The 15,961-nt window shown below is 65.1% G+C and carries 15 protein-coding genes; 4 read left to right on the top strand and 11 right to left on the bottom strand.

Annotation, left to right across the window (positions count from 1 at the left end):
* Positions 1–74: 74 nt before the first annotated feature.
* The 10 genes from AC0J5K_RS00445 to AC0J5K_RS00490 all read right to left on the bottom strand — a co-directional run bounded on the left by AC0J5K_RS00445 (position 75) and on the right by AC0J5K_RS00490 (position 11,652).
* The gene (locus AC0J5K_RS00445) at positions 75–1,712 is read right to left on the bottom strand and encodes a peptidoglycan-binding protein (RefSeq protein WP_274562159.1); all 1,638 of its coding nucleotides are present in this window, start codon (positions 1,710–1,712) and stop codon (positions 75–77) included.
* Between the two features lie 16 nt (positions 1,713–1,728).
* Positions 1,729–2,901 carry a phenylacetate--CoA ligase family protein gene (locus tag AC0J5K_RS00450; RefSeq protein ID WP_074837447.1) on the bottom strand — a complete coding sequence of 391 codons (1,173 nt, stop codon included), beginning with the start codon at positions 2,899–2,901 and terminating at the stop codon, positions 1,729–1,731.
* Between the two features lie 118 nt (positions 2,902–3,019).
* Positions 3,020–3,820 (bottom strand): ABC transporter ATP-binding protein, encoded by an 801-nt coding sequence (locus AC0J5K_RS00455; protein ID WP_473009885.1) that lies wholly within the window; start codon positions 3,818–3,820, stop codon positions 3,020–3,022.
* Positions 3,821–4,578, bottom strand: a protein-coding gene (locus AC0J5K_RS00460; RefSeq protein ID WP_420398465.1) for an IS5 family transposase whose coding sequence is annotated in 2 segments (ribosomal slippage) — positions 3,821–4,242 and positions 4,242–4,578 — 759 coding nt in all. Because the reading frame shifts where the segments join, the coding sequence is not laid out codon by codon here.
* 179 nt (positions 4,579–4,757) lie between these two features.
* Positions 4,758–6,047 (bottom strand): ABC transporter substrate-binding protein, encoded by a 1,290-nt coding sequence (locus tag AC0J5K_RS00465; RefSeq protein WP_048529023.1) that lies wholly within the window; start codon positions 6,045–6,047, stop codon positions 4,758–4,760.
* Positions 6,048–6,096: 49 nt separating this feature from the next.
* A complete protein-coding gene (locus AC0J5K_RS00470) occupies positions 6,097–7,173 on the bottom strand; it encodes a branched-chain amino acid ABC transporter permease (RefSeq protein ID WP_048529025.1) in 1,077 nt (358 codons plus the stop codon).
* Between the two features lie 108 nt (positions 7,174–7,281).
* Positions 7,282–7,656 (bottom strand): VOC family protein, encoded by a 375-nt coding sequence (locus AC0J5K_RS00475; protein ID WP_074837448.1) that lies wholly within the window; start codon positions 7,654–7,656, stop codon positions 7,282–7,284.
* A 28-nt stretch (positions 7,657–7,684) separates the two neighbouring features.
* A complete protein-coding gene (locus tag AC0J5K_RS00480) occupies positions 7,685–8,638 on the bottom strand; it encodes a branched-chain amino acid ABC transporter permease (protein ID WP_048529027.1) in 954 nt (317 codons plus the stop codon).
* 106 nt (positions 8,639–8,744) lie between these two features.
* Positions 8,745–9,536: an ABC transporter ATP-binding protein gene (locus AC0J5K_RS00485; RefSeq protein WP_074837527.1), complete on the bottom strand. Its 792-nt coding sequence runs from the start codon at positions 9,534–9,536 to the stop codon at positions 8,745–8,747.
* A 142-nt stretch (positions 9,537–9,678) separates the two neighbouring features.
* Positions 9,679–11,652, bottom strand: coding sequence for an AMP-binding protein (locus AC0J5K_RS00490; protein WP_274562174.1), 1,974 nt, complete (start codon positions 11,650–11,652; stop codon positions 9,679–9,681).
* A gap of 274 nt (positions 11,653–11,926) precedes the next feature.
* On the opposite strand from AC0J5K_RS00490, the gene AC0J5K_RS00495 reads away from it, so the two are divergent.
* Complete coding sequence (locus AC0J5K_RS00495) at positions 11,927–13,834, top strand: PAS-domain containing protein (protein ID WP_274562176.1); 1,908 nt, start codon at positions 11,927–11,929, stop codon at positions 13,832–13,834.
* Complete coding sequence (locus AC0J5K_RS00500; protein ID WP_048529031.1) at positions 13,831–14,535, top strand: response regulator transcription factor; 705 nt, start codon at positions 13,831–13,833, stop codon at positions 14,533–14,535. The genes AC0J5K_RS00495 and AC0J5K_RS00500 overlap by 4 nt, the downstream gene beginning before the upstream one ends.
* A gap of 2 nt (positions 14,536–14,537) precedes the next feature.
* Here the strand turns inward: AC0J5K_RS00500 and AC0J5K_RS00505 are convergent, their stop codons facing one another.
* A complete protein-coding gene (locus AC0J5K_RS00505) occupies positions 14,538–14,699 on the bottom strand; it encodes a hypothetical protein (protein WP_170850563.1) in 162 nt (53 codons plus the stop codon).
* A 118-nt stretch (positions 14,700–14,817) separates the two neighbouring features.
* Here AC0J5K_RS00505 and AC0J5K_RS00510 point away from each other — a divergent pair, with 118 nt between their 5' ends.
* Together AC0J5K_RS00510 and AC0J5K_RS00515 are read left to right on the top strand one after the other, a co-directional pair.
* Positions 14,818–15,216: an MAPEG family protein gene (locus tag AC0J5K_RS00510; protein WP_048533624.1), complete on the top strand. Its 399-nt coding sequence runs from the start codon at positions 14,818–14,820 to the stop codon at positions 15,214–15,216.
* A 111-nt stretch (positions 15,217–15,327) separates the two neighbouring features.
* Complete coding sequence (locus tag AC0J5K_RS00515) at positions 15,328–15,960, top strand: MT-A70 family methyltransferase (RefSeq protein ID WP_048533625.1); 633 nt, start codon at positions 15,328–15,330, stop codon at positions 15,958–15,960.
* Position 15,961: the final 1 nt, after the last annotated feature.

The following is a 15,961-nucleotide window of genomic DNA, read 5'->3' on the forward strand; positions in this document are numbered from 1 at the left end:
GCCAGCGTCCAGTGGGCGAGGGGAAAAAGGGCGCGAGGCCCCGGCGCGGCGGCCGGGGCGCGTGGCAGCAGGCCTCAGCGGCCGGCCAGCAGGAAGGCGGCGGTGCGCTTGCTGACATAGCCGCTGACAAAGATGCCACGGTCTTCCTGATATTGCCGGATCGCACGCCGCGTCTGATCGGTGAAATTGCCATCGGCCATCCCGAGGCTGTAGCCCAGCCCCATCAGACGCTGTTCCACCAGCAGCCGGGTCACGGTGTTGGTGACGATCTCGCGCTCTTCGGCGCGGGCGGCCGCGACCTGCCGGTCGGTGTCGTCATTGCGCATCTCGGCGATGCGACTGCGCGCGGCATCGGCGAATTCCGAATTTCCGAACCGCTCGAGAAAGGCCTCGTAGCCCGCAAGGGTGTCCTGTTCGCGGGCATCGCGCCAGGCGCGCCTTGCGTCGCGTGCGCGCTCTTCCGCCTGCGCGGTCTCGATCTCATCGAGATGGCGGCGGGCATCGGCGGCATAGCGGCCCTCGGGATAGCGTTCGAGATAGGCGCGCAGGCCCGCCTCGGTGCCATCGGCACCGGTGTCCTGCCAGACCCGGTCCTCTTCGCGGCGCATCGCTTCGGCCTGCTCGGCGCGGCGTTCGGCGGCCTGCTCGGTGATCTGACGCAGTTGGCGGCGGTCGAGATAGCCGGTGACCTCCTGGCGCTGATCGCGCTGCCAGTGTTCGATGGCGCTGCGGCTGCCCCGACCGAAGATGCCGTCGATGCCGCGGGTGTCATAGCCCAGGAGGGTCAGGTCGCGCTGGATCTGGCGGCGGTCGTTGCGGGTGAGGTCCAGCCGCTCTTCTGCCGCCTGCCAGCGGTTCGCCTCTTCGGCGTCGAGCGCGGCAATCCGGCGCCTGGCCTCGCCGACATAGCGGCCCCGGGGATGGCGGTCGATGTAGAGATCGAAGGCCTCTTCCGTACCCAGCGCGCTGATCGCCGCCCAGAAACCTTCTTCTTCGGACTGGCTGCGCAGCGCTTCAGTGTCGATGGCGGGCTGCGATGGCCCGATATTGCCTTCGGTGAAGCCCACGGTATCGCTGAGAAATCCGCGTGCCGAGAGCTGTGACAGCGCATCGTCGAGGCTCACGCCTTCGCGCAGCAGCCCGGCAAAGATCGCATAGCGCATCCATTCCGTCGCGCCGCTGGCGAGGGTCACCCCCTGCGGCAGGGTCATCCCCTGGGTGCCGCTGCGCAACCCGGTCTCCTGCGGCGAGAGCTGGCCGGAGCGCCCGGCCAGAATGACGGAGCGGCCCGCCGCCGCCGCGCCGGCGATATCGGCCAGCGCGGTGAGCGAGACCCCCTGGGCCGAGAGATTGAGCGGGCCCACATCGCGCGCATCGGTGCCCAGCAGCCAGGCGTCGGTGCCGGTGCTGACGAAATGCCCGTCGAGCACGATGAGCACGCGGTCGGCCTCCGGGGCGCGGTCGCGAAAGCGGGCCGCGGCCTCGCGCAAGTCATCGGCATCGGCGTTGTAGTCGCTGATGACCTCGAACCCCACCTCTTCGAGCCGCTGGCCAATGGCGCGGATGTCGCGGGCGTCGCGCGCATCGTCGAGACGGCGATAGTCCCAATTGGCCAGAACCAGCGCCAGATCGGCGGCCGAGACCTGGCCCGCCACAAGCAGGGCGGCAAGCGCCACGGAATGCGTCAGCGCGCGCGTCAAGGACAGGGACATGGTGATTCCTCCCGGATCAGTCGTAGACGCGGGTATCTTCGATCACGATGCCATCCTTGGGAAGCTCACCCGGCCTCACAAGCTCGACAGCACCGCGCAGCTTGAGCACCTCGCGGATGGATGTCTCGTAAAGGCTAGGGTCGCCGGCGGCGCTTTCAAGCCGCACGATCATCTTGTCGGCCTCGCCCTCGCGGGCGGCGATCACCCGGGCGCGGGTCACCTCGTCGTGCCGCGCCACCAGTTCGGCCACCTGTTCGGGCCGCACGAACATGCCCTTTATCTTGGTGGTCTGATCGGCCCGGCCCATCCAGCCCTTGATTCGCATATTCGTGCGGCCACAAGGGCTTGCGCCTGGCAGAACGGCGCTCATGTCGCCGGTGGCAAAGCGGATCAGCGGATAGTCGGGATTGAGCGTGGTGACCACGATCTCGCCGACGTCGCCCGCGGCAACCGGGTCGCCGGTGCCCGGGGTCACGATCTCGACGATCACCCCCTCATCGACGATCATGCCCTCCCGGGCGTCGCTCTCATAGGCGATATTGCCGATGTCGGCGGTGGCATAACATTGCAGGCAGGCGATGCCGCGATCGGCGTATTCCTGCCGGAGCGAGGGAAACAGCGCGCCGCCGCCGACCGCCGCCTTGGTGATCGTGAGCGGCAGGCCCAGCGCCTCGGCCTTGTCGAGGATCACCTTGAGGTAGTCCGGCGTGCCGGCATAGGCGGTGATGCCCAGATCATGTGCGGCGCGGGCCTGAAGCTCGGTCTGGCCGGTGCCGGCGGGCAGCACGGCGGCGCCCACCGCGCGGGCGCCGTTTTCAAAGATCATGCCGGCCGGGGTGAGGTGATAGCCGAAACAATTCTGCACGATATCGCCCGCGCCGATGCCGGCGGCGTGCAGGAACCGGCCCATCCGCCACCAGTCGTGGCTCACCCCGCCGGGCTCATAGATCGGGCCGGGCGACTGAAAGACATGCGCCAGGTTCGACACCGGCAACCCGCCAAAGGGCCGCTGCGCCTTCTGCCGGGCCACCAGGTCGGATTTGCGCAGCACCGGCAAGCGGGCCAGCCCCGAGAGGTCGCTCAGCGGGTCGATCCCGTGGCGGGCCAGCTGCGCATTGAGCGCGTCGCGCTGGGCGGCGTGGCGCACCTCGGGCGTCCGGGTTTCCAGGGCGTCGAAATGGCGGCTCATCGAAGGTATCCTTTGGTCAAATGCCGTGGTTCCGCAGGCCGGGCGTCGGCCCGGCATAGCGTCGGTGTGTCGTGCCGGCCTGCCGGGCCGAAGCCCGGCCTGCGGTCGTGAGTGGTGGTCAGGCCAGCCAGCGCTTGCGGCGGCGGTAAGAGCGTACGTCGCGGAACGATTTGCGGCCCTCGTCGGACATGCCGAGATAGAATTCCTTCACATCGGCATTCTCGCGCAGATCCTTTGCGGCACCGTCCATCACCACCCGGCCGCTCTCGAGAATGTAGCCGTAATGGGCAAAGCGCAGCGCCACGTTGGTGTTCTGCTCGGCCAGCAGGAAGGAGACGCCCTCGTTCTCGTTGACCGATTTCACGATCTCGAAGATCTGCTCCACCAGCTGCGGCGCCAGCCCCATCGAGGGCTCGTCCAGCAGGATGGTCTCGGGGCGGCTCATCAGCGCGCGGCCGATCGCCGTCATCTGCTGCTCGCCGCCCGAAGTATAGCCGGCCTGGCTGCGGCGCCGTTCCTTGAGGCGCGGGAAATAGGAATAGACCATCTCGAGATCGGCCTCGATCGCGCCCTTGCCGTCCCGCCGCGTATAGGCGCCGGTCAGCAGGTTTTCCTCGACGGTCAGATGTTCGAAGCAATGCCGGCCTTCCATCACCTGGATCACCCCGCGCTTGACCAGCGCGGCCGGGTCGAGCCCCTGCACCGTTTCGCCCTTGTAGTTGATCGAGCCTTTGGTGACCTCGCCGCGTTCGGAGTGCAGCAGGTTGGAAATGGCCTTGAGCGTGGTGGTCTTGCCGGCCCCGTTGCCGCCCAGAAGCGCGGTGATCCCGCCCTTGGGCACGGTGAGCGACACGCCTTTGAGCACCAGGATCACGTGATTGTAGATCACCTCGATATTGTTGACCTCTAGGGTCAGGATTCATAACCAATAGATGACAATAGCTGCGAGGGCTATGGCAGAGAGGAATACCTTTGGACAGCGGTCATAGCGGGTCGCGACGCGCCTCCAGTCCTTGAGCCTTCCGAACATGATCTCGATGCGGTTGCGCCGCTTGTATCGGCGCTTGTCGTATTTGACCGGGGTCTTGCGTTGCTTTCGACCTGGGATGCAGGCGCGTATCCCTTTGTCTTTCAACGCTTCCCGGAACCAGTCGGCATCGTAGCCGCGATCCCCGAGCAGCCAATTGACTTTTGGAAGGCCGCTGAGCAATGCCCGCGCGCCGATGTAATCGCTGACCTGACCGGCGGTGACGAACAGGTCGAGCGGGCGCCCCTGACTGTCGCAGATGGCGTGCAGTTTGGTGTTCATGCCGCCCTTGGTGCGACCGATCAGGCGACCACGCCCCCTTTTTTCACGCCCAGGCTGGACGCCGTGCGATGTGCCTTCAGGTAGGTCGCATCGATCATCACTGTATTCTTCTCGCCGTGCAGGGCGGCCAGACCCGCCATCATCCGCGCGAAGATGCCTTTCTCGCTCCAACGCTTCCATCGGCTGTAGAGCGTCTTGTGCGGGCCGTAGGCGGCAGGAGCGTCACGCCAGCGCAAGCCATTACGATTGATAAAGATTATGCCGCTCAACACACGCTTGTCGTCAACGCGCGGCTTTCCGTGCGATTTCGGAAAGAAGGGCTTCAGACGCGCCATCTGCGCGTCGGTCAGCCAGAAAAGATCGCTCATGTCACAGCTCCGTTTTAAGAGCCGTGAATCACGCGGTGCGGCCGAAATCAATGCATCCTGAGCCTAGCAGGGCCTCTTCGGATTGGGCTGTGGTCGGTGCGGCGTCCAGCATCTTCTTCTCTTTCACAAATACGCAGATCCGGCGGCAGCGGTCGGCGCCGCCGCCGGAGAGGAGAGATTTACATCTCGCAGGCGTCGTTCACCGGCCAGGGCGCATTGGCCTCGGCGTATTCGGCGGCTTTTTCGGCCACCAGCGCCTCATAGGCCTCGGTGTTCGGCGTCAGGTGGTCCGAGACCTTGACGAATTTCTCGCCGTCCCATTCCAGCATCCAGCCACCCGACTTGCCGGTGTGGTCGGCGCAGGAGGTCTTGAACGGCGGCACCATGCCGTCGAGGCCCAGTTCGCTGATCCGCGCTTCGGTCATGTCGATGTTCTCGAGCCCCCAGCGTAGCTGGCTGGCGTCGATCTCGCCGGTGTCGAATTCCTGCTGCGCCATGCGGATGCCTTCGGCGAGGATGGCCGAGATGATGATGCCGCGGTTGTAGAACACGCCGGCCATCTCTTCTTCATTCGACTTGGAATTGCCGGCATCGACAACGTGGGTCTTGATGTCGGCCACCACCGGCGCGTCGAGGTTCGGGAAGGACCAGGAGATCGACTTGTAGCCCTTGCCGTCTTCGCCGACGATCTTGAGGTCGGCATCATGCCCGGCCCACCAGACACCCACCATGTTCTCCATCGGGAACTTGGTCTTGACGGCTTCGGTGATGGCGCCGGCGTTCATCGCGCCCCAGCCCCACATCACCACGTAATCGGGGCGTTCGCGGCGGATTTGCAGCCATTGCGCCGATTGGTTCTGCATCTCTTTCAGACCGACCGGGATCGGCACCAGCTCGAAACCCTTCTCCTCGGCCATGCGCTCGAGCAGCGGCAGCGGTTCCTTGCCATAGGGGTGGTCGAGGTGCAGGAAGGCGATCTTCTTGCCGTCGAGCGAGCCCTGGCCCTCGAGGTACTGCACAATCATGTCGGCCGCATCCCAATAGCCCGCCGGCGTGTTGAAGGCCCACTGGAAGGTCTTGCCGTCCATCATCGGCGAAAAGCCGTAGCCCGGCGCCAGGATCGGGATCTCGTCGACATTGGTCTTGGGCAGCACCTGAAGCGTGATGCCGGTCGACCAGGGCTGGGTCACGATCGCCTTGCCCTTGGTCTTTTCATAGCATTCCACGCCTTTTTCGGTGGAATAGCCGGTCTCGCATTCCTCGAAGTCGATCATCACGCCGCCGATGCCGCCGTCGCGGGCATTGAGCATGTTCATGTAATCGGCCTGGCCGTTCATCAGCGGAATGCCGGTGGCCGCGAAGGGGCCGGTGCGGTAGCTGAGGTTCGGGGTAAAGAGCCCCTCGGCCAGCGCCGCGCTGCCCGCCGTGGCCAGCGCCGCCGCCGCGGCCCATTTGGTAAAGTGGTTCATCTGGTATCCTCCCATGGATTGCTTGTGTTTTTGGGTATTGGGCCGGCCCCTAGTGCGGGAACGGCCAGAGAATGAGTTTCTCGCGGATCAGCGCCCAGAGCCGGGCCAGCCCGTGCGGTTCGATGATCAGGAAGAAGATGATCAGCCCGCCGACGATCATGATGTTGAGGTGCTCGACCATGGCCGAGGACACCGGAAGGCCCAGGGCTTCGGGCACGATGCCCAGCACCACCGGCAACCCGACGATCAGGATCGCGCCAAGGTAGTTGCCGAGGATCGAGCCCAGCCCGCCGATGATGGCGATGAACAGGATGCGGAAGCTCAGAGGAATGTCGAACAGGTTGGGCTCGGCCGCGCCGCGCCACATGAAGACAAAGAGCGCGCCGGCGACGCCGACCACATAAGACGAGACCGCAAAGGCGGTGAGCTTGGATTTCATCAGGTTGATGCCGATCAGCTCGGCGGCGATGTCCATGTCGCGCGTCGCCTTCCAGGTCCGTCCGAGATTGCCGCGGGTCAGGTTGATGCAGAGCAGGGTGAGCAGGGTGACGATGCCCAGGACCACGAAATACTGCACCACCGAAGAGGCCTGCGGCCCGGCGACATAGATGCCGAAGATGTCGAGATTGGGCACCTGGATCGCGCCGGAGGCATTGTAGTTGTAGAGCCAGGCCCATTTCTCGAACAGCCAGACCAGAAAGAACTGCGCCGCCAACGTGGCAATCGCGAGGTAGAACCCCTTGATCCTCAGCGACGGGATGCCAAAGGCCACGCCGACCCCGGCCGAGAAGATACCCGACAACAGGATCGCCAGGATCGGGTTCATCCAGGGCATCAGGGTGACCATCTTGTAGCAGGCATAGGCGCCCACCCCCATGAAGGCCGCGGTGCCGAGGCTGAGCTGGCCGGCATAGCCGGTCAGGATGTTGAGCCCCAGCGCCGCCAGCGCGTAGATCATGATCGGGATCAGCAGCGTCTGAAAGGCGAACTCGCTGGCGGTCAGCGGAAAGATCACCCAGGCAAAGAGCAGGATGATCGCCAGAAGCACGGCATCCTGCCTGACGGGAAACAGCGCCTGGTCGGCCTTGTAAGTCGTCTTGAACTGTCCTGCGGTTCTATAGAGCATGCGTCGTTTTCCGTTCTTTCCATTGAAGATGCGCGGCGCCCGCCCATCCTGCGTCCGTCCTGGAGACTGCGCGAGCCCCGCGCCTCTCCTGCCCTTGGTCCCCGGCGCTCACGGCCAGTCCGCCGCCGCGCCGGGAAAATCCTCGCCCTGTGGCCCGACGAGGCAGAACCGGTGGCCGGTGGGGGCCTGCATCACGGTCCAGCTCCTGACCGCGCCGATCCGCTCGGCGCCCAATGCGGCCAGCCGCGTGGCCTCGGCACCCTGATCGTCGGTTTCGATGTCCAGATGCACCCGCGGCGCATGGTCCACCGCCTGAAGCAGCACCTTGGGATATCCCTCATGCCCGTCGAACTGGGCGTATTTGCCGTCAGGGTCGATCTTGCCCTCCTTGCCCAGCGCGGCCGACCAGAAGGCGCAGGCCTGTGTCAGGTCGTCGGTTTGGCAGTCGATGACGATGCATCCGATGCGGGATTTGTGGCTCATGTCTGTCTCCGTGACGGGCCGGCGCCCGCTACACTCTCTCGATGATACGTTCGCCGAACAGCCCCTGCGGCCGGAACAGCAGCACGACAAGCGCCAGCACGAAGGCAAACCAGGTCTCGGTATTGCCGCCGAGCAGCGGCTGGCCCCAGTAGATCTCGAACAGTTTCTCCAGGATGCCGATCATCAGCCCGCCGATGATCGCCCCGGTGATGCTCTCCAGCCCGCCCAGCATGAGAACGGGCAGCGCCTTGTAGGCGATGACCTCGAGCGCGAAGCTCACCCCGGCGCGGGCGCCCCAGGCGATGCCGGTCACCAGCGCGATGATGCCGGCGATGAACCAGACCAGCACCCAGACCGTCTGAAGCGAGATACCGACCGACAGCGCCGCCTGGTGATCGTCGCCCAGGGCCCGGATCGCCCGGCCCATCTGGGTGTAGTTGAGAAAGGCCAGCAGCGCCGCCACCAGCAGGGTCGCCACGACAACCACCGTGATGTCGAGGTGTTGCAGGATCAGCAGCCCGTCCCAGGGCTCCAGCACCGTGTCGCCGGTGGGAATGCCGAGTTCCTCGGTGATCATCACCTTGTTCTCGCCGCCAAAGATGATCTCGCCCAGTCCGATCAGGAACAGCGTGATGCCGATGGTGGCCATGAACAGGATGATGTCAGGCTGGCCGACCAGCGGCCGCAGCACGATACGCTCGATGCTGACGGCCAGGATGAACATCACCACCAGCGTCAGCCCGACCGCGATCCAGGCCGGCACGCCCATGGCGTAGAGCCCGACCAGCGTCAGCGCGGCGAAGACCACCATGATGCCCTGCGCAAAGTTGAAAATGCGCGACGAGCGGAAGATGAGCACGAACCCCAGCGCGATCAGCGCATAGAGGATGCCGGAAACCAGCCCCTCCCAGAGCACCTGCATCAGGAAGTCGGGCGCCGCGACCATGTCGGCGAAGGGGGTGATGAAAATTTCTGTCAGCATGGGCGCGTCCCGGTCTGCAAGTGTCTCGCGCCCCGGACCTGATCCGGGGCCTTTCGGCGTCTGTCATGAGGTCCCGGAGCAGGCCCGGGACGGGTCGGAATTTGTCTCAATGTGCCACCCCCAGATAAGCGTCGATCACGTCCTGGTTGCTGCGCACCTCTTCCGGCGTGCCGTCTCCGATCTTCTTGCCGTAATCCATCACCACCACCCGGTCGGAGATATCCATCACCACGCCCATGTCGTGTTCGATCAGGGCGATGGTGGTGCCGAACTCGTCGTTCACGTCGAGGATGAAGCGGCTCATGTCCTCTTTTTCCTCGACGTTCATCCCGGCCATCGGCTCGTCGAGCAGCAGGATCGACGGCTGCGCCGCCAGGGCGCGGGCCAGCTCGACCCGTTTCTTCAACCCGTAGGGCAGGGTGCCCACCGGCGTCTTGCGAATGTGCTGGATCTCGAGAAAATCGATCACCTCCTCGACCTTGCGCCGGTTGGCGATCTCTTCGTCGCGGGCCGTGCCCCACCACAGGGCCTGCGCCCCGATCCCGGCGTGCATATGCGTCAGCCGTCCGGTCATCACGTTGTCGAGCACCGACATGCCCTCGAAGAGCGCGATGTTCTGGAACGTCCGTGCCACGCCCAGGCGCGCCACCTCGTAGGGTTTCATCGCCGGGCGGCGTTCGCCCTTGTACCAGACCTCGCCTTCCTGCGGGTGGTAGAAGCCGGAAATCACGTTCAGCATTGACGACTTGCCGGCCCCGTTCGGCCCGATGATCGCCCGGATCTCGCCCTCGCGGACGTCGAACGAAATGTCCTGGATCGCCACCACGCCGCCGAAGCGCAGCGTGATGTTCTTCATCTCCATCAGCACGCCGCCGATCTGGCGGCCGTCTTCGGTCATGTAACCATCGGTATCCTTCACCGCGCCACCCCCTGCTTCTTCTCTTTCAAAATACGCAGCCCGCCAACGGCTCCCTGCGCGCGCGTCTGACGTTCGGCACCCGGGGCGCTGACGGCCGGCCCGGGCCGGAAAAGCCCGCGTCTCATTCCGCCGCCACCGCGCGCGGGGTCACCGGCACCACTCTGGCGTCGCGGATCTCCAGCGTCGCCTTGATCTTGCCCTTGCGGCCATCCTCGTAGGTGACCTCGGTTTCGGTATAGATGCTGTCCGACCCGTCGTAGAGCGCGGTCACCAGGTCATCGAACTTCTCGCCGATGATCTTGCGGCGCACCTTGCGGGTTCGGGTCAGCTCGCCGTCGTCGGCATCGAGCTCCTTGTGCAGCACAAGGAAGCGGTGCACCTGACAGCCCGAGAGCATCTCGTCCTGCGCGACGCTTTCATTGGTCTCTTCCACGTGGTTCTGGATCATCTCCAGCACCCGCGGATGGCCGGCCAGTTCCTGATAGGAGGCATAGGCAATGTTGTTGCGCTCGGCCCAGTTGCCCACCGCCGTCAGATCGATGTTGATGAAGGCGCAGCACCGGTCGCGGCCGGCACCAAAGACCACCGCCTCGAGGATGTTGGGATAGAACTTGAGCTTGTTCTCGACGTATTTCGGCGCGAACAGCCCGCCATCGGCCATCTGGCCCACGTCCTTGGCCCGGTCGATGATCCTGAGATGGCCGGTGCCCTCTTCGAAGAACCCGGCATCGCCGGTGGCGACCCAGCCCTCCGGGTCTTTGGTGTCGGCGGTGCTTTCGGCGTTCTTGTAGTATTCCACAAAGGTGCCGGGCGAGCGGTAGAAGACCTCGCCATTGTCGGCGATCTTGATCTCGACCCCGGGCGAGGGCACGCCCACGGTGTCCGAGCGCACCTCGCCATCCGGCTGCTGGGTGATGAACACGCTGGCCTCGGTCTGGCCGTATAGCTGTTTGAGGTTGATCCCCAGCGAACGGTAGAAATCGAATATCTCGGGCCCGATCGCCTCACCCGCCGTATAGCCGACGCGCACCCGCGAAAAGCCCAGCGTGTCCTTCAGCGGCCCATAGACCAGCGCTTCGCCCAAGCGGTATTTTAACCGGTCGACAAGCCCCACCTTGCCGCCGTCGAGGATCGTCGGGCCGACCTTCTGGGCATGGCCCATGAAGTGGTGAAAGATCTGCCGCTTGAGTTTGCTGGCGTCTTCCATGCGGATCATGATCTGGGTCAGCTGGGTCTCGAAGACCCGCGGCGGCGCAAAGTAATACGACGGCGCGATCTCGCGCAGGTCGGTCATCATCGTGTCGGCGCTTTCCGGGCAGTTCACGCAGAAGCCCGTCCAATAGGCCTGACCGATGGAAAAGATGAAATCGCCGACCCAGGCCATCGGCAGATAGGCCAGCACCTCGTCGCCTTCGCGCAGGTGGTCGAATTCGGAAGAGTTCTTGGCCGTCTCGATGATATTGCGGTTCGAGAGCACCACGCCCTTGGGCTTGCCGGTGGTGCCCGAGGTATACAGCATGACGCAGGTGTCGTCATAATCGAGCGCGCCGCGGCGGCGGTCGAGTTCGGGCAGGAATTCCTCGCGCGCGGCCCGGCCCTGCTCCTGCACATGGCGAAACCGGTGCAGCTGGGAATGGTCGTATTTCCGCAGGCCGCGGGGATCGATATAGAGCATGTGCTCGAACTGGTGCAGGCCGTCCTGCACCTCGATCACCTTGTCGACCTGTTCCTGATCGGCGGCGATGACGAAACGCGCGCCGCAATGGCCGAGCACATATTCCATCTCTTCGGCGACCGCGTCCTGATAGAGCGGCACCGGCACCGCGCCGACCGATTGCGCGGCGACCATCGACCAGTAGAGATACGGCCGGTTGCGGCCGATGATGGCCACGAAATCGCCCTCGTTCACGCCGAGATTGAGTAGGCCCAGAGCCAGCGCCTCGATCTCCTGCGCGGTTTCGGCCCAGGTCCAGCTTTGCCAGATTCCGAGGTCTTTCTCGCGATAGGCGGGCTTGCCTGCGAACTGCGTCGCATTGCGCTTCAACAGCGCCGGAATAGAGCGCAGTCCTTCTGCGCCCCGAGACGTGTCAGTCAACCGATGTCCTCCCTTTGCCTCGTTTTTCGAGGCTGACCGCTGGTGCGATTCTGCTATCCATTTGGTCAACGTCGAGGCTGACGGTCAACTTTTTCCTTATCGTTTCCGAAATCTTACGAATTGTAACGGGGGGGCGCCGGCCGTCGGTGACCCGGCCGGCCGGCAAGGACGATCCCGGCCCGCGCGACGCAACGGCCGATCCGGCAAAGGTTGATCGGTCGCGGCGAAGCAAGTAACTCTCGAAAGCCACGCGCGCCGCCGGGACATCGCCTTCATGCCGCATTCCGACAGACATCTGTCAGCCATGACCCAAGCCGGGCTGAACCTGATCCAGCAGGCGCTGTCGATCTACGGCCGCAATCTGCGGCTGGTGCAGTGCAACCGCCGCTTTCAGGAGATGTTCGATCTGCCCGAGGCGCTGGTCACCGTCGGCGCCAGCTTCGAGGACACGATCCGCCATCTGGTGTCGCGCGGCGAATACGGCGAGGTTAGCGACCCCGAGGCCTTTGTCGCTGTCCGGGTCGAACAGGCCCGCGCCTTCGAACCGCATTACATGGAGCGCCCCCGCTCCAACGGCCGCTGGATCTCGGTCGAGGGGGCGCCGCTGCCGCAGGGCGGCTGGGTCACCGTCTACACCGACATCACCCGCACCAAGGAGCAGGAGCAGCTGCTGCGCACCCGCTCCGAGCTTTTGTCGGAAGAGGTGCTGCGGCGGTCGGAAGAGCTGGCCAGGACCAACCGGCAACTGGCCTCGACGATCAGCGCGCTGGAGGAAACCCAGCGCCAGCTGCGCGCCATCGAGGCCCGCACCCGGCTGACCACCGAGATGATGCCGGCGCATATCGCGCATGTGGATTCCAGCGGCCGCTACACCTATTCCAATCAGCGGCTGACCTCGGTCATCCCGGGCCGCCCCTCCGACATCGTCGGCATGTCGATCGCCGAGGCGCTGGGCCCGGATGCCTTTGCCAAGGTCCAGCCGCATCTCGCCGCCGCGCTGGCCGGCCAGCCCTCCACCTTTGAGTTTACCGATGCCCCCAGCCTGCGCCGCATCCGCGCCTCCTTTACCCCCGATCAGCACGAGAACGGTGTCTATATCCTGTCGATGGATGTTACCGAGGAAACCCAGACCCGCGTTGCCCTGCAACAGACCCGCCGCCGCGAGATCGCGGCGCAGCTCACCAGCGGGCTGGCGCATGATTTTTCCAACCTGCTGACGATCATCCTCGGCATGCAGTCCAAGCTGAGCCGGATGCCCGATCTGCCGGATGACGCCGCCCCGCTGATCAGCGCCACGCTGAGCGCCGCCCGGCGCGGCGGCACGCTGCTTGGCCGGATCGCCGACATGACCGCCAGCCGCCGTCACCGGCCGGTGGCGACGCGGATCGAGCCCTTTCTGCAAGAGCTTGCGGTGCTGGCCGGTCCCAGCCTGCCGCCGGGGGTCACGCTGCACCTGTCGGCGGATGTCCCGGGCGCCATCCTGTTCGATCCCGGCATGTTGCAGGATTCGCTGCTCAACCTGATCCTCAATGCCCGCGATGCCTGTGGCGAGGCCGGTGCCATCCATGTCGCCGCGCGGATCGATGCCGCCACATGGCTCAGCTTCGAGGTGCGCGACACCGGCCCCGGCTTCACCGAAGCGGCGCTGCGCCACGGGGCCGAACCGTTCTTTACCACCAAGGGCGGCGAAGGCTCGGGCCTTGGCCTTGCCATGGTCTATGACGCCACCAAGCTGGCCGGTGGCGATCTCAAGCTGTGGAACACCGAGGCCGGCGCGCAGGTGCTGCTGCGCCTGCCGCTGCGCCCGGCGCCCGAGGTCGAAGAGGCCGACCCCGGCATGGTGCTGCTGGTCGAGGACAATGCCGATCTGCGCGGCGCGATCCGCGACATGTTGACCGGGCTGGGCTGGCGCGTGGTCGAGGCGGCCTCGGTCGCCGAGGCGCAGGCGCTGATCGACGGGCTGCCGGAAATCACCTCGGTGCTGACCGATATCCAGCTCGAAGGCGCCGAAACCGGTCTCGACCTCGCCACCGATTGCACGGTGCCGGTGGCGCTGATGACCTCGTTGCCCGCCGATCACGCGCTTTATGTCGCCGCCGCGGCGCTTGGTCCGGTGCTGCGCAAACCCTTCAGCGCCGCGCAGCTCGCCGCCGCGCTGGGCGAGAGCCAGGATGCCCCATGACCGATGCGCCGCTGATCACCATCCTCGATGACGAGCCCGAGATCCGCCGGCTTCTGGCCGAGACGCTGGAAGAAGCCGGTTTTCGTACCCTGAGCTTTGGCCGCGCCACCGAATTCGAGGCCGCGCTGCGCCGCACCGCGCCCGACGTCTGCCTTGTCGACCTCAGCCTGCCGGATCGCGACGGCCTGTCGCTGGTGCACCGTCTGGCGCTGGAGCAGGGGGCTTCGGTGATCATTATTTCCGGCCGGGCCGAGGTTCAGGACCGGGTGATCGGGCTCGAGCTGGGGGCCGACGATTACATCATCAAACCTTTCGACCCCTCCGAGGTGGTGGCCCGCATCCGCGCCCGGCTGCGCGCTGCGCGGCCGGCGGTGCAGGCCGGCCGGATCGCCAGCTTCAGCGGCTGGCAGGCGGATTTCGACGCCTATACCCTGCGCAACGAGGCCGGCGACGTGGCGAGTTTCTCCCATGCCGAGGGGGCGGTGCTGCGGATGTTCCTCGAAAGCCCCGGACGGCTGATCACTCGCCAGCAGATGCAGGAGACGCTGGGCGGTGCCGCCGGCGAGAGTTTCGACCGGGCGATGGATGTGCGGATCTCGCGGCTGCGCACCAAGCTGGGCGAGGATCCCAAGAACCCGCGGCTGATCAAGACGATCTATGGCGCCGGCTACATCTTTCTCGGCGAGGTCGACTGGCGCTGAGCTCAGAGGCCGAGGCCAAGCCGCACCGTCGGCAGCAGCGTCGCGGCCAGGATGCCGACGATCCCGCCAATGCCCAGCCGGATCAGCGGCCGTCCCAGTCGCGGCCCGGCAAGCCCGAGCGCGCCGCAGACCAAGGCATAGTATGAGACCGTGATGATATCCATCGGTCCAGCCTAGCATGAAAATCGCGCGAATTCAGCCTTTTGCCACCAACCGGGCAGCGAATTTCATGTGCGATGTGATATGCTGCGCCGAGACTGGTTCACACAGAGGGAGATTCAGATGACCACCTTGGAAATCTACACCGCGCTCAGCGCGCTCTGGATCGCGATAGCCTGGGTGCCCTATATCCTCGACCGGATGGCCGTGCGCGGCCTGATGGGGGCCATGGGCAATTACGATCCGCAGGCGGTGCCGCAATCGGACTGGGCGCAGCGGGCAATGCGCGCCCACACCGTCGCGGTCGAAAGCTTCGTGGCCTTTGCGCCGCTGGCCGTGCTGGCGATGATCCGCCTGCCCGAAGACGGCTATCCCGGCCTGCTGGCAATGACCTATTTCATCGGCATCGTGGCGCATTACATCATCTACTGCCTCGGCATTCCGGTGCTGCGCACCCTGGCCTTTGCGCTGGCGGCGCTGTCGACGGTCGGGCTTGGGCTGCGGGTGCTGGGCGTCTATTGACCGGACGCGGCGTGGTGCCGATGTCACGCCGCGAAACCTTCATTGATGTTTAAACCGTGTTCGCGTATTGTTCGCTTGCTTCACGGGGGCAGGATACGCAACATGTTCGGCATGCAAAACGAAGCTGCTCAAGATCTGGAGAAATTTCTGGACGGCCAGAAATTCGGCACCGTATTGGCCGACCCGCCCTGGCGGTTCACCAACCGCACCGGCAAGGTCGCGCCCGAGCACAAGCGCCTCGCGCGGTATCCGACGCTGGATCTCGACGCGATCTGTGATTTGCCGGTGGCCGAACATCTGATGGATGCGGCACATTGCTATCTCTGGGTGCCGAACGCGCTCCTGCCCGACGGGCTCCGGGTGCTCGAGGCTTGGGGGTTCGAGTACAAGTCGAACCTGATCTGGCACAAGATTCGCAAGGACGGCGGCTCTGACGGCCGCGGCGTGGGCTTCTATTTCCGCAACGTGACCGAGATCGTGCTGTTTGGCGTGCGCGGCAAGAACGCCCGCACCCTGCCGCCCGGACGGCGCCAGGTGAACATGATCCAGACCCGCAAACGCGAGCATTCGCGCAAGCCCGATGAGCAATACGCGCTGATCCAGGAATGCAGCTGGGGGCCGTATCTCGAGCTGTTCGGTCGTGGCGTGCGCGAGGGCTGGACGGTCTGGGGCAACCAGGCGAGCGACGATTACAAGCCCGACTGGAAGACTTACTCCTACAATTCCTCGGTCGCTGCCGAGTGAC

It is taken from the genome of Marinovum sp. E3 (genome assembly GCF_055755275.1).